The sequence below is a fragment of the Sphingopyxis flava genome (assembly GCF_900168005.1).
Classification (GTDB): Bacteria; Pseudomonadota; Alphaproteobacteria; order Sphingomonadales; family Sphingomonadaceae; genus Sphingopyxis; species Sphingopyxis flava.
Genome location: NZ_FUYP01000003.1, coordinates 221,365 through 241,446 on the forward strand (window position 1 = coordinate 221,365; position 20,082 = coordinate 241,446).

Sequence of the window (20,082 nt, forward strand, 5' to 3'; positions counted from 1 at the left end):
TCGCCCTTGAAACTATTTTGGCGGCGCGCCGAAGGCGCTGTTCAGCGCCTCGTCAGGCAGCGGCGCTAGAATGACGTCATGACGAACAATTTCCGCCGCTGCGCCCGCCCCCTTGCTCTCGCGCTGCTCGCCGGCGCGCTCGCCATGCCTGCCTCGGGCCAAACCGCGCAGGACTGGGAGATTGGCCCTGTCATCCGCGGCAAGAATTACTCGGTGGGAATGCCCCTCCATCCGGTGCAGGGCAGGGGACAAAGCTGGTCCTTCGACTTTCCCCTCGTGCCCGACGCGCGCGGTCGCGGCGGACATGTCCATTATGTGACCTTCGCGCCGGGGAGCCTCGCGGGCAAGACGAAGATCCGCGTTCGCTACCGAATCGATGCCGCTCAGGGCGTGCGTTTCGTTCCGCAGGAATTTCCCGATCGCACTGCTATCATGAGCCTCTATTTCCAGCGCCGCGGCGATACATGGACCGCGAAAGGGCGCTACCGTTTCTACCGGTGGTATGCGCCAAATGCGGCCGTTCAGATGATCGAGCCGGGGGTGCACGAATTCACCCTCGCACTGGATGATCCGCGCTGGATCGCCGTCATGGGCGGTACCAGCAGCACCAATCCTGCCGAGTTCCGCCAAGCGCTCGAACAGGCGTCCCGGGTCGGGCTCGTATTCGGGTCGAATGGCGGGCGCGGGCACGGTGTCTACGCGACGGGACCTGCGCGCTTCACGCTGCTCAGCTTCCATATTTCCTGAGAGCGCTAGGTCCGCTTATCGAGAGGTGCTAGGGTCGCGGCGATGGAACGCCATGCCACCTGTCATTGCGGTCAACTAAACGTCCGCTGTGTCGGCGAGCCGTCAAAGGTCTCGATGTGCCATTGCCGGGATTGCCAGCGGCGCACCGGATCGCTTTTCAGCATCGCCGCCTTTTTCCCGCTTGACAATGTCGAGCGGACCCAGGGCACGTCCAAGTCGTTCACTCGCCCCTCGGCGAGCGGGTTTGACGTCACATTCCATTTCTGCCCCGATTGCGGGTCGTCGTTATGGTGGGAAGCCGCACGTATGCCACACTTATTAGGTATCGCCGCTGGTGCCTTTGCGGACCCGGGCTTTCCAAGGCCAGAGCAAGCCGTGTGGTGCGAAGATAAGCACGATTGGCTGGAATTGCCGGCGCAGCTCGAAACCCATGCCAGAAATCCGCTGAAAGTTCCGCCGGACGACTGAAGGCGACCAACGCGTCCTTTCCAGAGCAACATTTATTGAAAGCGATGTTGCTGCCCGAACGGACACACGGGCTAGTGGCGGAGAGTACGGGAGATTGTTCGAACTCCCTTTATGACACTCTAGCCGATTGGGAAGCCCAGCTTAAACATGCAAATGTCTCGTTCGAGGAGCCGTCCCCATGACAGGCTCCCCGGACCCGAATGTTAGCCGCCTCAATGACTTCTTGACCGCCGCCAAGGGCGAGTCGGCCCCTCTGGCGGGCCAGAAGGGCAAGCCGCTCCATCCGTTCTCTATTCGGCTGACCCAAGAGGAACGGGAGCGGCTGGAAGGCGAAGCCAAGGGCAAGCCGCTGGGCGTCTATAGCCGATCGACAGGCCGCCGATCGCCCCGTCCTTGACCAGGCCATGGGCCTCGCGCCCCGTCGCGGTCGACATCGAGAACCGACCCTTCACGAGCAGGCCGTCGGCCGTCTCCTGGAAATCGGTCCAGACACCGGCCGGGCGCTTCTGGTCGTGGTACATCAGCATCGGCACCGACTTGCGGCCGGCAATCGATGCCGTGATCGCACCGGGCAGGATGATATCGCCGCCATAGTCGAGATTGCCGTAACCGGCAGCCAGACCTTCAATGTGGCCGTCATCATCGAGCGCCTTGGCGTCGAGGGTGAAATCCAGTTCGTTCAATTTCCGCCTCCTGGCGCTGGGGTCACGGGCAGCTCAACGCCGGCCTGCGTGATCGGCACGTTCTGCATCTGCATGCGCGGCACATCGCCGCCTTCGACCGGCGGCAGGTTCTCGAGGCGGCGCACCTCGTTGATGGTCATGACGCCGTTGGTCAGCATCTGCTGGTAGAAGGAGGCGCGCGCGGCACTGTCCCCGCGCAGCAGACCTTCCAGGTTGAACTCGATGGTGATGCCGGCCAGCCGATCGGCGACCGACAGCAGCTGCTTTTCCAGCGCCTGCTCAATGCGTTTCAAGCGCCGGCGCAGCGTGAACTTCTGGAACCCCAGCGTCTGCTGTTCGAGACCGGTGCCCCAGCTTGTGGTCTTCTCGGTGTGGCCAACCATGAACGGCGGCACCCCGAAGAACCGGCAGACCTCCTCGACTAAGAAGGCCCGGCTCTGCAGCATCTGGGCATCTTCCGGGCTGATCGAGAGCTGGACCCAGTCCATACCGCGATCGAGCAGCATGGGCCGACCAGCATTGATCGCACCGGCAAACTTCTCCTGCAGCAGTTCCTCAGCCAGCCGGCGCTGGTCGATCGTGAGCGTATCGGCGGTTTTCAGCAGGCCGGACGGGCGCACCCCGTTGCGGAAGGTGTCACCCGAGGCCCGCTCGATCGCCTGCGCCAGCCCGAACGACTGGCGGCCGGCGCTCAGGGTCGAGAGACCGCCCAGGGGATTGCCGCCGAAGCCCCGGATGTGCAGCACCCGGTCCTGGCCGAGGATGTGACGCACACCTTGGTCGACCCACTCGTATTCGAGCGCGCCGTCATCGCGGCGGCGCACGGCCATCAGCTCCGGGTTGATCGGGACCCCGAGCGCAATCACCCGGCCATTGCCGGCCCGGATCACCTCGGCATAGGCATTGCCGTGCAGCTCAACGCTGGCACAGATGAACTCCCAGAAATCGAGCGCGGTCTGGTCGGCGTTCACCAGTGCCGAGACGCTCTTGCGCTCGACCTTGTCTGCCGGCCAATCCATCATGTGACCCCCGGTCGCTAACTCGCGGTCGTGAAAAGTTCGGGCCAGGCGCGGTTTCCCTCCCCTACCGGGTGAAGTTACGAACCGCCCCCCGGGGTTCGGTCACTCAACTGGCCAGCCATCGGGCCCCACACCGACCGTCCTGCGCAGCCTGAACTGCTCGGCGGCGGGACCGGTGACAGTCTGCACAGAGGCAGCGGATGTTGCTGTCGTCATCGCTGCCGCCCTTGGTGAGCGGAACGATGTGGTCGGGGACCGTAGCCTCGCGGACGATGCCTCGGCCCGCGCAGTCCCGGCAGAGCGGTTCGGAACGCAGACGGCGCAGACGCTGCGCAACCGCGCGGCGCCCCCGCAGCCTGGGCTGTATCCGCTGTGCATTATAATTGACAGATCGGAGCTGACTGTGTATTGAAGTTGGCATGATTGAAGTCCGCCAGACGGAAGAATTCGCCCAATGGCTGGCATCGCTGCGGGATGGTGTAGCTGCCAAACGGATCAAGCAGCGCATCGCCCGTGTCCAGATCGGACTATTTGGCGATGTCAAACCGGTTGGCGAAGGCCTCAGTGAACTGCGGATCGATCATGGACCAGGCTACCGCGTCTATTTTGCGCGGCGGGGTGACATTCTGGTGATCCTGCTGTGCGGCGGTGACAAAGGTAGCCAAGCCCGCGACATTGCCCGCGCCAAGGCGATGGCTGAACAACTGGAGGACTGACGATGGCTCTTAAAACTCTTCCCTTCGATGCCGCTGACGCCCTCGACACCCCTGAGGCGCAGGCCGAACTGCTTGCCGAGGCTCTTGCCAGTGGCGATGCGAAGGTCGTGACCGCTGCCCTTGGCATGATTGCCCGTGCAAAAGGCATGAGCCAGATGGCTCGTGACGCTGGCATCAGCCGCGAAGCGATTTACCGCGCCACTGGTCCTGACGGTAATCCAACCCTTTCCACGCTGATGGCTATCGTCCGCTCGGCAGGGCTGAAGCTTTCGGCGGCAGCTTGAACGAAACGCGCCCGGAAGCTGGGGGGCTCCGGGCGCAGTTCGCTACGATCTATTTCGGAAGCAATATAGAGCGCGCATAGTCTCGTCAATACCAAATCGAACAATACTCCAATAGATTCAGTTTGTTACTTCAATTGGCAGGCAGGGTAATCTGGTCACGAACTGTCCCTCCGGACCTGGAACAGCCGGCACAGCGCATCGAGCCCATGACACAAGTTCCGAAGGTCTGCTGGCGACCACTGTGAGGCATCTACATCATGGCGCAACTCCGCATGGACCAGGACGCTGGGCTTGGTCCGACGTTGCCGGGTGCGTCACTGTCGGCGGTCCGCAGCATCAGGATGGCAGCGGCCGCGCGTCTGCGGATCTTGGCAACGTAGTCCTGATCGGGCTCTGCGGTGCTGCGACCGATTATATGGGCCGCGTCGGTGCCGACGTGGCGACGAACCTCCTCGAAGTAGACCGCCTCGATAGGCCCGGCGTCGATGTCGAGCTGTTCGAGCCAGCGGCGGAAGCGCAGGAACCGCATCCCGCCACCATCGAAACGGGTGTGCTTGAACGACATGGTGCCGCTCGAGATGAAGTCGTCGCCGTCTGCAGCGCCCAGCCCGTGGTGGTGCCGAGGTCGAGGGCGAGCATGGCGCTTCGCGTGATCGTCACCGGTCTTGTCGCCGGCGGGGTTGCACTGCGCACCGGCGCAGGCGGAGTCATAACATCCATGATGAATCTCCAATAGGAATGGATCGTGGTGCGGACGGCGGCGGTTTTGTGCTTGGCGGTGCTGGCTGCCGTCGTCTGGTCAGGGTTCTGGCTAAGGGGGTGACCTGGCGCGCGCGGGACACCCCTCGACGTAAGACACGGGGGCCACACCCACCGGGCGGCCCCCCTTACGTAGTAAGGGGGTTTCACACCCACAACTTGAGGTGGAACCCAACACCTTGGAAAACTGTTAAAATTTAAAGTTGTGGCAGTTGGGAATGGTCAATCCGTCCGCAACTGTTTTCCAGGTGGTACAGCGTGGATGTGCGAGGGCATGCGGGGGTAGTTGGGAAAATCGTCCGCAACTGGTTTGTGCGTATCCGTGCGGGGGAATGGGTGCAGGTGCGGACCCAGTTGCGGAAATGGTCCGCAACTTCCCCAACTGGATTGTGCGTGCCCATGCGTAGCCCGGAATGGCCGGCCCGAAGATCATTGCTCGTCCTCCGGTACACCCAGACCCGGGGGTTCTCGACCTTGAGATGGCACCGCTGGTGATGAAGTCGTCGCCTTTGCGCAGCGCCGAACCGGTGGTGGTGCCTAGGTCGATCGCGAGCTTTGCACCTCCGGCGTGACGGATAGTGACGGATGTGACGGGTTCCCCATTATCACCTCCAGAGGCGCGCGCGTGTGCGCGTGTAACGCCTATAAGGGGACGATCCGTCACATCCGTCACCGATGTTGATTTTGCTGGCATTTTTCAAAACTCCATCGGGCTGGTCTGGGGTTGGGCCTGACGCAGTGCGAGCCCCCGGAATCCGCGGGCTTTGCTGATGTTGGCGTGCGCAAATCCGCGATTGGCGAGGGTTTCGGAGAACCGCTTGTTCGAGCCGGGCAATTCGCCGTTCGCATCTGCCCAGCTTTTACAGGCGGTATTGAGACGCAGAGGGTAGCCCGCAGATGGGCAGCCTAGCGCGCCCTTCCTCGGAGGCCCCTTTCGTTGATGGGGAATAAGGAAAATTGATCTGGCCGACAGCGTGGCGGACAGCTTCGCGGCACCGCGATGCGGAACCCCCTAAAGGGAAAACTGCTGCACTGCTGCAGCAGTAGCCGTCGCCACTGCGGCGACTGCTGCGGTAGTAGTTTTTTCTTTAGGGGTTCCGCTACTACCGCCGCACCCGGTTTGCGGTGGTTTTGCGCAGTAGCATGATGCCACTGCCGCACTTTTGGGAGCCTGGTCAGGGATGATACCGGGCATCAGAAATGCTCCTTCCGTGGGTACAGGGAATCTTGGCTGAATCGACCTTCAAGCCATCGTAGGTCTTCTTGAGCCTCACCCGTCGTATTCATCACGCCCCTTGAGTCGTGGGGCGTTTGGTCATTCATTGCGTTGAGCTGCCGCTGAGCTGATTCAGTCCAAGCGCTGCCGTGGCGCCTGTTTCATCGCTGGTTTCTGGGGTTGCGGGTTGCGGTTGAAGGGCTCGGTTTCGGCAGCACGGCCGCCTTGTCTATCCGGAGCACAGGCAAGGGTCGCGGCATGAGCAGAGGAAGCGACATCTGTCCGTCCATGATGACCGCCGAGGCTCGCATCGCCGAGTTGGGCAGAATCGTTGCCGCGGGCGTGCTGCGCCTGCGCGAACAGTCCAGTTCTATATCTGCCCACGGTGGAGATAGTTCACTCGCAATGTCGCCGGCCAAGAGCGTCAGTCGTCCGCGGGCAAAAGCCCGGATCGGAGGACGATGATGCACAAACAGGATGACGATGCGCAAGTGCTGGCCAGGCTGGCGGCGCTGAAGGAGATGTCGGTCAAACAGCTCAAGGCCGAGTGGGAGAAGCTGTTCGAGACAGAGGCGCCCAACAACAGCCGCTCGTTCCTCGAACAGCGCCTGGCCTACCGGATCCAGGAGCTGACCTTCGGCGGTCTGTCGAAGCCGGTGCGCCAGTTGCTCGATGCTCTCGCCGACGAAGTCGAGGGCAAGAAGGTAAGGAAGTCAGTGATCAGCGACCCGCGCAATCCGGTGATCGGTACCCGGCTGGTGCGCGAATGGAACGGTGCAGAGCACGTCATCACCGTGCTGAAGGACGGGTTCGACTGGCAGGGCCGCCGCTACAAGTCGCTGTCGGCCATCGCCCGGGACATCACCGGCACGCAGTGGAACGGCTATCGCTTCTTTGGCCTTCGGGAACGGAAGGACGCAGCATGAGCAGCACCACGGCACCGATGCGGCGCCTGCGCTGCGCCGTCTACACCCGCAAATCCAGCGAGGAAGGGTTGGACATGGAGTTCAACTCGCTCGATGCCCAGCGCGAGTCCTGCGAGGCCTATGTTGCCAGCCAGCGCGCCGAAGGCTGGGTCTGCATGCGCGAACGCTACGACGACGGCGGGTTCTCTGGCGGGACCCTCGATCGCCCCGGGCTGAAGGCCCTGCTGGAAGACGTCGAGGCCGGCCTGGTCGACGTCATCGTCGTCTACAAGATCGACCGCCTGTCACGCTCGCTGATGGACTTCGCCAAGCTGGTCGAGGCATTCGACCGGAACAACGTGACGTTCGTGTCGGTGACGCAGGCGCTCAATACCACGACCAGCATGGGCCGGCTGACGCTCAACATCCTGCTGTCGTTCGCCCAGTTCGAACGCGAGGTCACCGGCGAGCGCATCCGCGACAAGTTCGCTGCGAGCCGCGCCAAGGGCATGTGGATGGGCGGGTTCGTGCCGATGGGCTACGATGTCGTCGACCGGAAGCTGGTGATCAACGAGGCCGAGGCCGCTACGGTCCGGCATATGTTCCAGCGGTTTGTCGAGCTGGGATCGGCGACCCTGCTGACCCGGGAACTGGTGGCGGGCGGCACCCTGAACAAGCGGGGAAAGCTGATCGACAAGGGGTTCCTGTACAAGCTGCTGCGCAACCGGCTCTATCTTGGCGAGGCCGTGCACAAGGGCACCAGCTATCCCGGCGAGCATCAGGCCATCATCACGCCTGAGCTGTGGGATCAGGTGCATGCCATCCTGCAGGAAAGCCCCCGGCAGCGCGCGGCGAACACCCGCACCCAGACCCCGGCACTCCTGAAGGGGCTCATCTTCACCGATCGGGGCATCGCCATGACGCCGACGGTGACGAAAAAGGGCAGCCGGCATTACCGCTACTACACCTCGATGGATGCGATCAGGAATCGGGCGTGCGAAGGGCGCGACAGCTTTGTGCGGCTCAATGCCGGGATGGTCGAGGGCGCCGTGGTCCAGCACATCCGATCGCTGCTGCGCACGCCGGAAATCGCGGCACGGGCAATGGAGGCAGCACGCCGGAATGCACCGGACATCGACGAGCAGGACGTGGTCACCGCGCTGGCGGGCTTTGATGGGCTTTGGGAGTCGCTGTTCCCGGCCGAGCAGGCCCGCATCGCCAGGCTGCTGATCGAGCGGGTTACAGTCAGCGCCGATGGGCTCACGGTCGACCTGCGCACCGAAGGCCTCGGATCGGTCATCCGGGAAATGGTCACCCCCGAACGGAGACAAGCAGCATGAGCGCATCCACCACCATGCGGGTGTTCATCCCGCTCACCATCCGCAAGCGCAATGGGCGGCCGAAGATCGTGCCGCCTGCCGACATGGTGCCGGACACTGGCGGGATGGACCCGCATGTGCTGAAGGCGGTCGCGAGAGCGTGGAGCTGGCGGCGGAAGCTGGAAAGCGGGGCAGTTTCCACATTGTCGGATATCGCCGAGGCCGAAGGCGTCACGCCCGCGTTCATCAGGCGCACGATGAAGCTGGCCTATCTGGCCCCGGCTGTGCTGGAGCAGATCCTGATTGCGCGAAGGTCACCGTCGGTGTCTCTGAAGGATATGTCGGCGATCGCGGAACAGCCTTGGGTGGTGCAAAAGGGAATCGTATTCTCGGCGGAATAGCTCTCGGCGCAATCTGGCGAGATTGTGGTCCGGTGGTATAGGGCAATGCCATGCCGCCCAAGTTCAAATCCCCGACTGAGAAAACCGTATGCGACCTGCTCGACAGATATGCATGCCCAGTTCCCTATCACGAAGTTCGTACGCGGTTTCTGGGTGGGATTGCCTCTCCGATCATAGAGTCGTCCCCGCTGCCGATTGTAGAAGGGCTTTGGGGCGGCGAATTTCCGCCCTTCGACTCAATTGAGGACCTGAACGAACTGATCGATGTGCTGGTCAATGGCTTGTGGAACAGCCTGACCAGGCACAATAGCCGCTCTGTCCCGTTCCGCTTGCAACGCCTTGCGCTGGAGCCATCAGCCCAGAATCTTGCCAGACTCTCCCAGGTCCGCCGGCAGGAACTCGAGGGCTTTGTCGAAGGCCTGTTTAATGGCCAAGACCGGGTAGACCTGCCGGAACGCGCTCACAGGGCGCTCGGGCACCTTGGGGAACTTCGCGCCATGATGGCTGGGATCGAAGATCTCGTGGCTCGCGATATCCAAGCAGAAAACCGAACTCAGCTGGAGACGACATTCAGGCACGTAAGCGAACTGACAAAGATCATGGAGGCCGAGATCCATGAGGCCGTGATGTCTTGCGCGCGAGCGCGGCGGCAGATGCTGGCGGGCATCGAACTGCCCCGGTCTTCCTTGCACTGATCGTCGCCATGCAATCCGAAGACCGCCTGCGACAAAAACTCCGCAAGATCGAGGCGCTTTACGCTGGTGCCTCCACGGCCGGCGAAAAGGCCGCTGCCGGCGCTGCGGCTGAACGCATCCGCAAACAATTTGAATCGGCCAGCCGGAACGAAAGCTCCGAGGAGTTCAAGTTTTCGATCCCAGATCCTTGGTCGCGCCAGCTCTTCATCGCCCTGTGCCGCCGCTACGGCGTCCGACCGTTCCGCTATCCGCGTATGCACCGCCAAACCGTTCTGATCCGCGCTCCCGCGAGTTTTGTGCAGCAGGTCCTGTGGCCCGAGTTTGAGGAGCTGAGCGATGCGCTGACCTCGCATCTTCTGGAAATCACCGAGAAGATCATCCGTGAGGAGGTGCACGAGGCAACCCAAGACGCGGATGAGGTCGCGGAGCCTCGGCGCTTGCGATGAACCACCCGGCTGCCCCAACGTCTGAAGTGCTCGTGGGCCATGTGGAACGGGTGACGTTCCATAGCGATGAAAGTGGCTTTTGCGTCCTGCGGGTCAAGGCACGCGGGCACCGCGACTTGGTCACGACCGTAGGGCATGCAGCGATGATTTCCGCCGGGGAATGGATCACCGCTTCGGGCGAATGGACCAATGATCGGAACCATGGCCTGCAGTTCCGGGCCCGGTTTCTGAAAACCTCGGAACCCTCCTCGATCGAGGGCATCGAGAAGTATCTCGGCTCCGGCATGATCCGCGGAATCGGCCCTGTTTACGCCAAGCGGCTCGTGAAGATGTTCGGCAAAGACGTATTCGATGTCATCGAAGCCACCCCCGAACGGCTGCGTGAGGTCCAGGGCATTGGCCCCATGCGCGCTGCCAAGATCACTGCGGCCTGGGCGGATCAGAAAGTCATTCGCGAGATCATGGTGTTCCTGCACAGCCATGGGGTCGGAACAGCGCGCGCCGTGCGCATCTTCAAGACCTACGGCGCCGATGCCGTTCAGGTGATGAGCGATAACCCTTATCGCCTGGCCGAAGATATCCGCGGGATCGGCTTTCGCACAGCCGACACGATCGCGGAGAAGCTGGGCATCGAGAAGACGGCCATGGTACGGATTCGCGCTGGCATCTCCTTCGCCCTCACCGAGGCCATGGGCGAAGGGCACTGCGGACTGCCCGTGACCGAATTAAAACAGCTGGCTGCCAAGCTGCTCGAGGTTGATGGCGCGCTGATCGAGACGGCGCTGGCGCTGGAACTGGATGAACGGACGGTAGTGGCCGACACGGTCGGCGACATCGACTGCATCTTCCTTGGCGGGCTGTATCACGCCGAAAAGGCCATAGCAGACCGGTTAAGATCGCTGCTCAATGGACAGCTGCCGTGGGCTGCCATCGACACGGATAAGGCCCTGCCGTGGATTGAGGGGCGCACGGGCCTGACCCTTGCGCCCAGTCAAAGGGAAGCCGTGTCACTTGCCTTGCGATCCAAGGTAACAGTGATCACCGGCGGGCCCGGTGTCGGCAAGACCACCATCGTCAATTCCATCCTGCGCATCCTGGCGGCCAAGTCCGTCAATCTTCTTCTGTGCGCACCCACAGGGCGCGCCGCCAAGCGTATGACCGAGGCGACGGGCATGGAGGCCAAGACGATACATCGCCTTCTGGAATTCGACCCCAAGGCGTTCGGGTTCAAGCGCGGCGAAGACAACCCTCTCGGATGCGACCTGCTGGTCGTCGACGAAAGCTCGATGGTCGATGTCATGCTGATGCAGTCGCTGCTGAAGGCTGTGCCGGATACCGCCGCACTGTTGATCGTCGGCGACATCGACCAGTTGCCATCGGTCGGGCCTGGGCAGGTCTTGGCCGATATCATGCAGTCGCATGCTGTCCCGGTGGTCCGACTGACCGAGGTTTTCCGCCAGGCTGCCCAAAGCCGGATCATCACCACCGCGCACCAGATCAACCGCGGCCGCATCCCTGATTTGGGCAAAGTTGAAGGTGATACCGACTTCTACTTCATGCCGGCCGCTGATCCGGAGCAGGCCGTACCGCGGATCATCGATCTCGTCGGCAAGCACATCCCACGCAAGTTCGGGTTTGATCCTGTGCGCGAAGTCCAGGTGCTATGCCCCATGAACCGCGGCGGGGTTGGCGCGCGGTCGCTGAACATCGAGCTGCAGGCCGCGCTGAACCCCAATCCGACGGCCAAGGTGGAACGCTTTGGTTGGACCTTCGCCCCCGGTGACAAGGTCATGCAGATCGAGAACGACTACGACAAAGACGTCTTCAACGGCGACATTGGCTACATCCAGTCCGTCGACACCGACGACGGCGAACTGCTGGTCGACTTCGATGGCCGCGAGGTCAGCTATCAGTTCGGCGAACTCGACACGCTGGTCCCCGCCTATGCAGCGACGATCCACAAGAGCCAGGGCTCGGAATACCCCGCCGTCGTGATCCCGGTCATGACCCAGCATTACGCCATGCTGCAGCGGAATCTCCTCTACACCGGAGTGACTCGCGGAAAGAAGCTCGTGGTGCTGGTCGGCCAATCCAAGGCTATCGCCATCGCGGTCAAGAATGAGTCCGGGCGGCGGCGGTGGTCAAAACTCGATGAGTGGCTTCAAGCGGCCGAGGACGTCATACTGCGCTCCGCGTGATCAATCATTCGCAGGCTTGATGATGCGCTTGGCAGCCGCGTTGCGACGGGCAGCAATACGGCCAAGCGCAACCTCGATCGGGAACACGTCCAGTTCTTCGGGGTCATAGCCATCGAGCCATTCAACGACGTCCGCATGGTCTGGGTGCTTGGGGTCGACCCGTGCTTCAAGCATCTCGTAGAAACCGGGGATGCCGCCACAGTCCTCTGGCGGGCAGTCGCGCTCGCCGGCAATGAAGCGGGGATAGCCAGTTCCGGGCGCGCCTGCGCGGACATCGCTGACAACGAGGCTGTGCTCCCAGCTGTCGCCGAAATCGTAGATGTAGTCGATCCGGGTGGTGTCGCCTGTCAGCACATCACGCAAGCGAACCCGATCTGCCACCTTCCGGGGCGCGGTGCCAAAGTCCTCGTCCATCGGCAGGCCGTAGGTCTTCCCGTCGATCACCATCTCCCAGAGGTGATAATCGCACCAGCCCATCGAGACCTGAACAATGTCGTGCAGCACCTTGAGGGTGATGGACGTGGGCACCTCGACTACCCGCCAGATCAGCGGATCGGACCCCCTGAGTTCGATGCGCAGGGTGGCGATTTCGGTGAAGCTGTCGATGGCGCTGCGGGTCGTCATGATGGGAACCATAGCAGACCGCGCGGCTTTTGGCTCATGCTGCGGGTAAATACCACCAGTTGCATTCCCGTTCGCCTGCCGAGATTGGGCGCAAAAGGTTCGGTTGAACGAAAGCCAGAAAACCTTGGATTTACGTCGTTTCTGGAGACCGAACCTTTTCAGCAGGGGTTCGGGTGAAAAGAGACAAAAGCCAATCGGAGACCGATTTCGACGTTTTCGGCAGTCTCTGAGGTTCGGTCGCGATCGGCAAAACCGCGCGGAAGCTGGGGATTTTCTGGCCCCATGAGGCCCATCTCATTGGTTCGCGATGAGATGTTGGCGGTGGGTGAGAGCCTGCGGACGAACTCTCTCGGCGAAGCTGCGCAAAGATAGGTGATGCTGGAGCGGAAACCTGCGTAGGCGCTCGACAGGCGGACCGTCAATTGCCTACACACATCACATGTCAACTGCATATTGAACGTCGGGACTGCTGGTTCAAAGGCCGATCTGGAAGCGCGCAATGTGCTTTTCATGGACGACGGCTCCGAGAAGTATCTGAGCAAGATGTTGAAAAGCATCGGCGCTGTCTCAATGGCGTGATTCAGAGGGCTTGGATGGCGGACGTTGATGCATCCGCCATCCACTCTTCACCCAATCCGCGCCTTCGCCGTCTTCCGAAATACCACGCTCCCGATACCGGTCAACGCCAGCACGACGGTCAGGACGTCGGCCTGGGTCAGCCTCTCGGAACAGCAACAGAGGATGCCGCCAGGGAAACGCCAACTCTGTTCGAATCGGATATTTTTCAAAGGGAGAAAGAAGCAAATGAACCCGCCTCCCTTGACTGCTTGAACGTCCTTCACGTTGCCAAACCATCGATGATCGGACAATCTGGACGGTTGTCACCGTGGCACTGGCGGGCGAGATCCAGGAGGGTGCGCCGCATGCTTTCGAGCGCCTTTGCCTTGCGCCCCAATTCGTCCGCCTGGGCGAGTGCCAAGGCCTTGACCTCGCTGCTGGCCCGCTCACGATCAGACCATAGGGCAAGCAAAGTCGTGATCTCCTCCGTGCCGAACCCGAGATCGCGGGCATTGGCAATGAAGCGCAGGCGATGAACATCGGCATCGGAATAATCGCGATACCCACTCCCGCGGCGCGGTGGCGCGGGGATCAGGCCGATCTTTTCATAGTGCCGGATCATCCGCTGCGAGACGCCGCTTGCCTGCGAGGCTGCACCAATGTTCACAGCTTCACCCGATTGAGACGCAGTGCGTTGGCGACAACGCTGACTGAGGACAAGGCCATCGCCGCCGCAGCGATCATAGGCGAAAGCAGGATGCCGAAGAACGGATAGAGCAGCCCTGCCGCGACCGGAACGCCAGCCGCATTATAAATGAAAGCGAAAAACAGATTCTGGCGGATGTTGGACATCGTCGCCTCGCTGAGCTGGCGGGCGCGAACGATGCCGACAAGATCGCCCTTCAGCAGCGTCATCCCCGCGCTTTCCATGGCGACATCGGTGCCGTGCCCCATTGCTATGCCGACGTCCGCCGCCGCAAGCGCGGGCGCATCGTTCACTCCATCGCCGGCCATGGCGACGACGCGGCCTTCCTGCTTCAGCCGCGCGACGACATCGGCTTTCTGATCGGGCAGGACGTCGGCTTCAACGGCATCGATCCCGAGCCGGCGCGCGACGGCGGTGGCTGTCGTGCGGTTGTCACCGGTCAACATCACCACGCGAATGCCATCTGCGCGCAAGGCAGCCAGTGCTTCCGGCGTTGTTGGCTTGATCGGATCGGCAATGGCGAATACGCCTGCCACCTGCTGGTCCAGCCCCATGAAGATGGCCGTTGCACCATCCTCGCGAAGTGCATCGGCTTCGGCAGCAAGAGGCGCGGTATCGATCCCCGATTCCGTCAGGAAGCGCGCGTTACCTAACGTGATGCGCTTGTTCTCAACCACACCAACGGCGCCCTTGCCGGTAGGGGAATCGAAACCGCTGACGGGAGGGATTTCGATGGACCGGCTGATCGCCGCATCGACGATCGCCAACGCCAGCGGGTGTTCCGACGCCCGCTCCACGCCGGCCGCCAGCCGCAGCAATTCCGCTTCCTCAAGCCCTACCGCTGCGATGATCCGGGTGACGGCGGGCTTGCCTTCGGTCAGCGTGCCGGTCTTGTCGACCACCAGCGTGTCGACCTTTTCCATATGCTCCAGCGCCTCGGCATTCTTGATCAGCACGCCAAGTCCCGCGCCGCGCCCAACGCCCACCATGATCGACATCGGCGTGGCAAGGCCCAGCGCGCAGGGGCAGGCGATGATCAGCACGGATACCGCCGCAATCAGCCCGTGGGCAAAGCGCGGCTCTGGCCCCCAGATGCCCCAGAGTGCGAAGGCAAGAATGGCAATGCCGATAACCAGCGGCACGAACCAGCCGGAAACCTGATCCGCCATGCGCTGGATCGGCGCGCGTGAACGTTGCGCTTCAGCAACCATCTGCACGATGCGGGACAGCATGGTGTCCCGTCCGACCTTGTCTGCGCGGATTAGCAGGGCACCGCTCTGGTTCATGGTGCCGCCGATCACCGTGTCGTCAACCGACTTCGTAACCGGCATGGATTCGCCCGTGACCATGGATTCGTCGAGCGCCGAACGGCCGTCTTCGACTACGCCGTCAACCGGAACCTTTTCGCCTGGCCGCACCCGCAGCCGATCACCCACCGCGACATCTTCCAGCGGAACTTCCGCCTCGCTGCCGTCAACAGCGATGCGCCGCGCAGTTTTCGGTGCCAGATTGAGCAACGCCTTGATCGCACCCGAAGTGCGCTCGCGGGCGCGCAATTCCAGAACCTGGCCCAACAGTACCAGCACAGTGATGACCGCTGCTGCCTCGAAATAGACCGCCACCGTCCCGTCGGCGGCGCGGAAGGCATCAGGAAAGATACCCGGCGCCACTGCCGCGATCACACTGTAGAGCCAGGCCACGCCGGTTCCCATGGCGATCAGCGTGAACATGTTGAGATTGCGCGTTTCGAGCGAGGCCCAGCCACGCTGGAAAAAGGGCCATCCCGCCCACAAGACAACTGGTGTGGCCAGCGCAAACTGGATCCATATCGACGCCTTCATCGGTATCAGATGATGCAACGCCGGGAACAGATGCCCGCCCATTTCCAGAACGAGCACAGGCAGGGAGAGCGCAAGACCGATCCAGAAGCGCCGGGTCATTTCGATCAGTTCGGCGCTTGGCCCTTCATCGGCCGTAACCATCGCCGGTTCGAGCGCCATGCCACAGATCGGGCACGCCCCCGGGTGATCCTGCCGGACTTCCGGATGCATCGGGCAAGTCCAGATCGTGCCCGGCTGATCTTGTGCGATCGGGGCGGCAGCCTTGTTCAGATAACGCTGCGGGTCGGCGACGAATTTCTCGCGGCACCCGGCGCTGCAGAAATGGTAGTCGCTGCCCGCGTGCGATGCGTGATGCGCGGTCTTTTGTGGATCTACAGACATGCCGCAAACCGGGTCGATAACCTGTCCGACGAAATGGTCGCCGTGATCGCCGCAACAACCATGGCTTCCCGCACGCGTGCTATGTTTCGACTCGGCCATCACGGTCTCCTTCCATTGGAGATCCATGGTGCACCTTGACACTATGTCAGAGTCAATAAGCACTTGACCCTGACATAGTGTCAAGTGCGATAGTAGCGACGACTCGAAGGAAACGAACCAGAGTGAACCTGAGACCAATCAACGTCCGGCTAAACAAATCTGCCCTCCACGAGGAGAGCGGGCGGGCGGTGCGATTGATCCTTGCTCTGCTCGTTATCCTGGCCTTGTCCGTCATGCCCGTCTCGATGGCGGACCGGACGACGGCTGCCCATGCGGCCACTGCCACACCGATGGCCATGGATGATTGCACCGGCCATCACGAGACGGCACCCGACAAGCATCACAGCGGCACGCAAGACTGCGCGATGGCCTGCGCGGTGGTTGAGCCAGTGGCGCCTCAGCTGGCAGTGGAGACAAATCCGGTTCGATCTGCCCTGTCGCCTCAGCCATCCCCTCGTTTGAACGGGATAGCGCCAGAGGCCACTAGCCCGCCTCCACGTCTGTTTCCGGAAATTTGAAAGCTTTTCAAATCTTCTGGAGAATGAACGATGATCACACTTTTGAGCGCAGTCGCAATGGCGGCTGCAGCACCTGTGGCAGCGCAGCCCACAACGCCTGACCATGCCGGCCACAATGCTCCTCAGACCGAGCAGATGGGCAAGGGATGCTGTTGCTGCAAGGACAAGACGGGCGGCGATACGCAGGCCAACGGGAAAAAGATGGAGTGCTGCGAGAACAAGCAGCACGATGCGGCTCCGGCAGAGCATTCGCAGCACAACCATTAGGAACCAACCGGGCGGATGGCATCTCGCTGTCCGCCCGGATTCCAGTTTATTTTTTTGGGTTTCTTCCAGACAGGAAAACCCCGGGACATATGGATATGACAGCACTTATAGAACGCCGCTCGTTCCTGCGCGCCGGCGCTGCGAGCCTTGTCGGCTTCAGCATGAGCGGGCTTTTTCCCGCCTGGGCGCAAACCGGTTCGGCGGGCCTCGCACCCAGCTCCCCCACGCTCGCCGGCGACGATATTCACCTCAGGATCGCCAACAGCACCTTCACGGTTGGCGGGCGCACCGGTCATGCCGTCACCATGAACGGCGTCCTGCCCGCACCGCTTATCCGGCTGCGCGAAGGGCAAAATGTCCGCCTCCACGTTGAAAACATGCTGGATGAGGACAGCTCGATCCACTGGCACGGGCTGATCGTCCCGTTTCAGATGGACGGAGTTCCTGGTGTGAGCTTCCCCGGCATAAAGCCGCGCACCACGTTCACCTATGAATTTCCGATCGTCCAGAGTGGCACCTACTGGTACCACAGCCACTCAGGGCTGCAGGAGCAGCAGGGGCATTATGGGCCGATCGTTATCGATCCGGCTGAGCCCGATCCGGTTGCCTATGACCGTGAGCATGTCATCGTGCTCAGTGACTGGACATTCCTCCATCCGCACCACCTCGTCACCAAGCTCAAGGCGGAGGGCGGCTACTTCAATCGCCAGAAGCAGACCCTGCTGGGCATGATCGAGGGCGGGCCGGAGGAGAAAATGTCGGCCTCCGACAGGGCCATGTGGGGCCGGATGCGAATGGACCCGACCGACATCGCCGATGTGACGGCTGCCACCTACACCTATCTCGTCAACGGCCACGGACCGCGGGAGAACTGGACCGGTCTATTCCGGCCCGGCGAGCGGGTGCGGCTGCGCTTCATTAACGCGGCGACCATGACGATCTTCAACATCCGCATTCCCGGACTGCCGATGACAGTGGTCAGCGCCGACGGACTGAATGTCCGGCCCGTGACGGTGGACGAGTTCCAGATCGGCAATGCCGAGACCTATGACATCATTATCCAGCCAGCCGAGGACAAAGCGTTCACGCTCGTTGCGGAATCGATCGACCGTTCCGGCATGGCGCGCGCCACGTTCGCGCCGCGCTTGGGCATGGAAGCACCCGTTCCACCGCTTCGCCCGCGCGCCACGCTCACCATGAAGGATATGGGCATGGGCGGCATGGACCATGGTTCAATGGCGGGAATGGACCATGGCGCCATGGCCGCCGGGGCCAGCGCGGCAGCAGCAGATCACGGCAGTTCCCATTCGATGGGCGGCATGAACATGCGCGACAAATCGAAGGTGCCCGACAGCGTCAAGGTCGGCGTCGGCGTGGACGCCATCGCCATGTCTCCGGTCGACCGCACCGGTGACCCGGGCGTCGGGCTGGAAGACGTCGGCCACAAGGTGCTGACCTACCGAGACCTGATGTCGCTCACGCCCAATCCAGACACGCGCCCGCCGCAGCGCACGATCGAGGTTCACCTTACCGGCAACATGGAGCGCTTCATGTGGTCGTTCGACGGCGAAAAGTTCAGCGAAGGCGTCGAGCCGATCCGTTTCGAACGCAACGAACGCGCGCGCGTGGTGCTCATCAACGATACGATGATGACTCACCCCATCCATCTGCACGGCCATTTCTTCGAGGTGGTGAACGGCCATACCGGCAGTTATCCGCGCAAACACACTGTCAATGTCCTGCCAGGCGGCAAGGTCAGCTTCGACCTGACGGCGGATGCGCCCGGTGACTGGGCGTTTCACTGCCATCTGCTGCTCCACATGCACGCGGGGATGTTCCGTGTCGTCACCGTCCGTCCGCTCGAGGGAGAGGCGGCATGAAGTCTCTTTTGGGCATCGTCCTTGTCACGATCGGAATGCCTGCTCTGGCGCAGCATGTTCATGACGCCACTGAGCAGCAGGCCCCGACCGATCCGCACGCGCAGCATCAGACGGATGAGGCATCGGCTGGTCCCCATGCCGGGCACGCCATGCCGCCGAAGGCTTCGGAGCCAAAAGATCCGCACGCCGGCCACCAGATGCCCTCATCCGCGCCGATGGATGCGCACCAGGCGCATGTCGGGCATGAACCCGGCATTCCCGATCCGCCAGTCAAAGGTCCTTCCGCGGCAGCATTGGTTGGCCCCGCTCACGCTGCGGATGACGTTTTCGGCGTTTCGGCAATGGCTCCCGCGCGCAATATCGTCCGCAAGGAACATGGCGACATCAAAAGCGGCATGATCCTGATCGATCAGCTGGAAGCAACCATCGGCGAGGGCAAAGACGGTTTCGCCTGGAAGGCTGAGGGCTGGTACGGCGGTGATATCAATCGGATCTGGGTCAAAACCGAGGGTGAAAGCCGCTTCGGCGAGAACCCGGAACACGTCGAGGTCCAGGCACTCTGGAACCGCGCGCTTGATCCGTGGTGGAATCTCCAGGCGGGCCTCCGGCAGGACTTCGGTACCGGTCCGGACCGCACCTATGCTGTTTTGGGCGTGAAGGGTCTGGCGCCTTACTGGTTCGAAATCGACGGTGCGCTGTTTGTGTCAAACAAGGGGGATGTCACCGTGCGGATCGAAGGGGAATATGATCAGCGCCTAACCCGAAAGCTCGTCCTTCAGCCACGAGTCGAACTTAACTTTGCTGCACAGGATGTGGCCGAACTCGGGATAGGAACCGGCTTTTCGACTGCCGAACTCGGTCTTCGCCTGCGCTATCAGTTCGTGCCCGAGTTCGCTCCCTACGTCGGCGTTGAATATGAACGAGCTTTAGGCGGCACTGCGGATTTTCGGCGTGCCCGGGATGAGGGCGCAGGAGGATGGCGTTTCCTGATTGGTGTTCGCTCCTGGTTTTGATGACTGATCGGACATGCAGGCGGACTCTGATCGGATCCATAAGATTTTAGCTGGGCCATGGTCGAGCACCAGATAGCCACCACGACGGTGGACGTGCGCGGTGGCTATTCTTCCTCAGCCAGTTTCCGAAAGAATCCGATATCTTCGTCCGGCTCATCCCACCCTTCTGCAATCCTAGTCACCTGAATCTGAAGTTCGGCTCATTGTTTTTTGGCAGAAGCGTTTGACGGAGGCGAGGATCTCGTCTGCGGATTTGACCCACTTGTAGGGTTTGGGGTTTTCATTGTGCGCCTTGATGAAGGCCGCGATGTCGGCTTCGAGTTCGGCCGTGGATCGATG

The 20,082-nt window shown here is 61.9% G+C and carries 18 protein-coding genes and 2 pseudogenes; 12 read left to right on the forward strand and 8 right to left on the reverse strand.

Features of this window, described 5'->3' with window-relative positions; translation table 11 throughout:
- The first annotated feature begins 78 nt into the window (after nt 1–78).
- On the forward strand, nt 79–747 hold the full coding sequence (locus B5X69_RS03925) for a hypothetical protein (protein ID WP_079637395.1): 669 nt from the start codon (nt 79–81) through the stop codon (nt 745–747).
- Nucleotides 748–789: 42 nt separating this feature from the next.
- Nucleotides 790–1,215, forward strand: a complete 426-nt coding sequence (locus B5X69_RS03930; protein WP_079637396.1) for a GFA family protein — start codon at nt 790–792, stop codon at nt 1,213–1,215.
- Between the two features lie 290 nt (nt 1,216–1,505).
- Here B5X69_RS03930 and B5X69_RS03935 read toward each other — a convergent pair whose 3' ends face one another.
- The 3 genes and pseudogenes from B5X69_RS03935 to B5X69_RS21865 all read right to left on the reverse strand — a co-directional run.
- Nucleotides 1,506–1,898 carry an HK97 family phage prohead protease gene (locus B5X69_RS03935; protein WP_079637397.1) on the reverse strand — a complete coding sequence of 131 codons (393 nt, stop codon included), beginning with the start codon at nt 1,896–1,898 and terminating at the stop codon, nt 1,506–1,508.
- On the reverse strand, nt 1,895–2,917 hold the full coding sequence (locus B5X69_RS03940) for a phage portal protein (RefSeq protein WP_245798564.1): 1,023 nt from the start codon (nt 2,915–2,917) through the stop codon (nt 1,895–1,897). The genes B5X69_RS03935 and B5X69_RS03940 overlap by 4 nt, the downstream gene beginning before the upstream one ends.
- Before the next feature lie 229 nt (nt 2,918–3,146).
- Nucleotides 3,147–3,425 (reverse strand): annotated as a pseudogene (locus B5X69_RS21865) (hypothetical protein); the annotation flags it as partial.
- Between B5X69_RS21865 and B5X69_RS03950 the strand changes: the two are divergent.
- Both B5X69_RS03950 and B5X69_RS03955 read left to right on the forward strand, forming a co-directional pair.
- Entirely contained in the window at nt 3,337–3,633 is a 297-nt protein-coding gene (locus tag B5X69_RS03950; RefSeq protein WP_053554368.1) for a type II toxin-antitoxin system RelE/ParE family toxin, read from the forward strand. The pseudogene B5X69_RS21865 and the gene B5X69_RS03950 overlap by 89 nt on opposite strands.
- A gap of 2 nt (nt 3,634–3,635) precedes the next feature.
- On the forward strand, nt 3,636–3,917 hold the full coding sequence (locus B5X69_RS03955; protein ID WP_053554367.1) for an addiction module antidote protein: 282 nt from the start codon (nt 3,636–3,638) through the stop codon (nt 3,915–3,917).
- Nucleotides 3,918–4,167: 250 nt separating this feature from the next.
- Here the strand turns inward: B5X69_RS03955 and B5X69_RS03960 are convergent, their stop codons facing one another.
- Nucleotides 4,168–4,650, reverse strand: coding sequence for a hypothetical protein (locus tag B5X69_RS03960; protein ID WP_053554366.1), 483 nt, complete (start codon nt 4,648–4,650; stop codon nt 4,168–4,170).
- Between the two features lie 1,706 nt (nt 4,651–6,356).
- On the opposite strand from B5X69_RS03960, the gene B5X69_RS03965 reads away from it, so the two are divergent.
- Genes B5X69_RS03965 through recD2 form a run of 6 tightly spaced genes read left to right on the forward strand, consistent with a single transcriptional unit; the run spans nt 6,357 to nt 11,856 of the window.
- Nucleotides 6,357–6,818 (forward strand): DUF2924 domain-containing protein, encoded by a 462-nt coding sequence (locus B5X69_RS03965; protein WP_053556263.1) that lies wholly within the window; start codon nt 6,357–6,359, stop codon nt 6,816–6,818.
- Nucleotides 6,815–8,137 (forward strand): recombinase family protein, encoded by a 1,323-nt coding sequence (locus B5X69_RS03970; protein ID WP_053554365.1) that lies wholly within the window; start codon nt 6,815–6,817, stop codon nt 8,135–8,137. The genes B5X69_RS03965 and B5X69_RS03970 overlap by 4 nt, the downstream gene beginning before the upstream one ends.
- Nucleotides 8,134–8,517 carry a hypothetical protein gene (locus tag B5X69_RS03975; protein ID WP_079637399.1) on the forward strand — a complete coding sequence of 128 codons (384 nt, stop codon included), beginning with the start codon at nt 8,134–8,136 and terminating at the stop codon, nt 8,515–8,517. The genes B5X69_RS03970 and B5X69_RS03975 overlap by 4 nt, the downstream gene beginning before the upstream one ends.
- 50 nt (nt 8,518–8,567) lie before the next feature.
- Nucleotides 8,568–9,212 carry a hypothetical protein gene (locus B5X69_RS03980; RefSeq protein WP_053554363.1) on the forward strand — a complete coding sequence of 215 codons (645 nt, stop codon included), beginning with the start codon at nt 8,568–8,570 and terminating at the stop codon, nt 9,210–9,212.
- Between the two features lie 8 nt (nt 9,213–9,220).
- Nucleotides 9,221–9,658 carry a hypothetical protein gene (locus B5X69_RS03985; RefSeq protein ID WP_053554362.1) on the forward strand — a complete coding sequence of 146 codons (438 nt, stop codon included), beginning with the start codon at nt 9,221–9,223 and terminating at the stop codon, nt 9,656–9,658.
- Nucleotides 9,655–11,856 (forward strand): SF1B family DNA helicase RecD2, encoded by a 2,202-nt coding sequence (recD2, locus tag B5X69_RS03990; RefSeq protein ID WP_079637400.1) that lies wholly within the window; start codon nt 9,655–9,657, stop codon nt 11,854–11,856. Before B5X69_RS03985 ends, recD2 begins: the two co-directional genes overlap by 4 nt.
- Here recD2 and B5X69_RS03995 read toward each other — a convergent pair whose 3' ends face one another.
- From B5X69_RS03995 to B5X69_RS04010, 3 genes are all read right to left on the reverse strand, one after another.
- Entirely contained in the window at nt 11,857–12,480 is a 624-nt protein-coding gene (locus tag B5X69_RS03995; RefSeq protein ID WP_053556262.1) for a plasmid pRiA4b ORF-3 family protein, read from the reverse strand.
- An 838-nt stretch (nt 12,481–13,318) separates the two neighbouring features.
- A complete protein-coding gene (gene cueR, locus B5X69_RS04005) occupies nt 13,319–13,705 on the reverse strand; it encodes a Cu(I)-responsive transcriptional regulator (RefSeq protein ID WP_069310776.1) in 387 nt (128 codons plus the stop codon).
- Nucleotides 13,702–16,065: a heavy metal translocating P-type ATPase gene (locus B5X69_RS04010; protein WP_139375656.1), complete on the reverse strand. Its 2,364-nt coding sequence runs from the start codon at nt 16,063–16,065 to the stop codon at nt 13,702–13,704. Before B5X69_RS04010 ends, cueR begins: the two co-directional genes overlap by 4 nt.
- A gap of 880 nt (nt 16,066–16,945) precedes the next feature.
- Between B5X69_RS04010 and B5X69_RS04025 the strand changes: the two genes are divergently transcribed.
- Both B5X69_RS04025 and B5X69_RS04030 read left to right on the forward strand, forming a co-directional pair.
- Nucleotides 16,946–18,730, forward strand: a complete 1,785-nt coding sequence (locus B5X69_RS04025) for a copper resistance system multicopper oxidase (RefSeq protein ID WP_079637426.1) — start codon at nt 16,946–16,948, stop codon at nt 18,728–18,730.
- Nucleotides 18,727–19,743: a copper resistance protein B gene (locus B5X69_RS04030; RefSeq protein ID WP_079637405.1), complete on the forward strand. Its 1,017-nt coding sequence runs from the start codon at nt 18,727–18,729 to the stop codon at nt 19,741–19,743. The genes B5X69_RS04025 and B5X69_RS04030 overlap by 4 nt, the downstream gene beginning before the upstream one ends.
- 174 nt (nt 19,744–19,917) lie before the next feature.
- Here B5X69_RS04030 and B5X69_RS20865 read toward each other — a convergent pair.
- Nucleotides 19,918–20,082, reverse strand: a pseudogene (locus B5X69_RS20865) (IS630 family transposase); the annotation flags it as partial.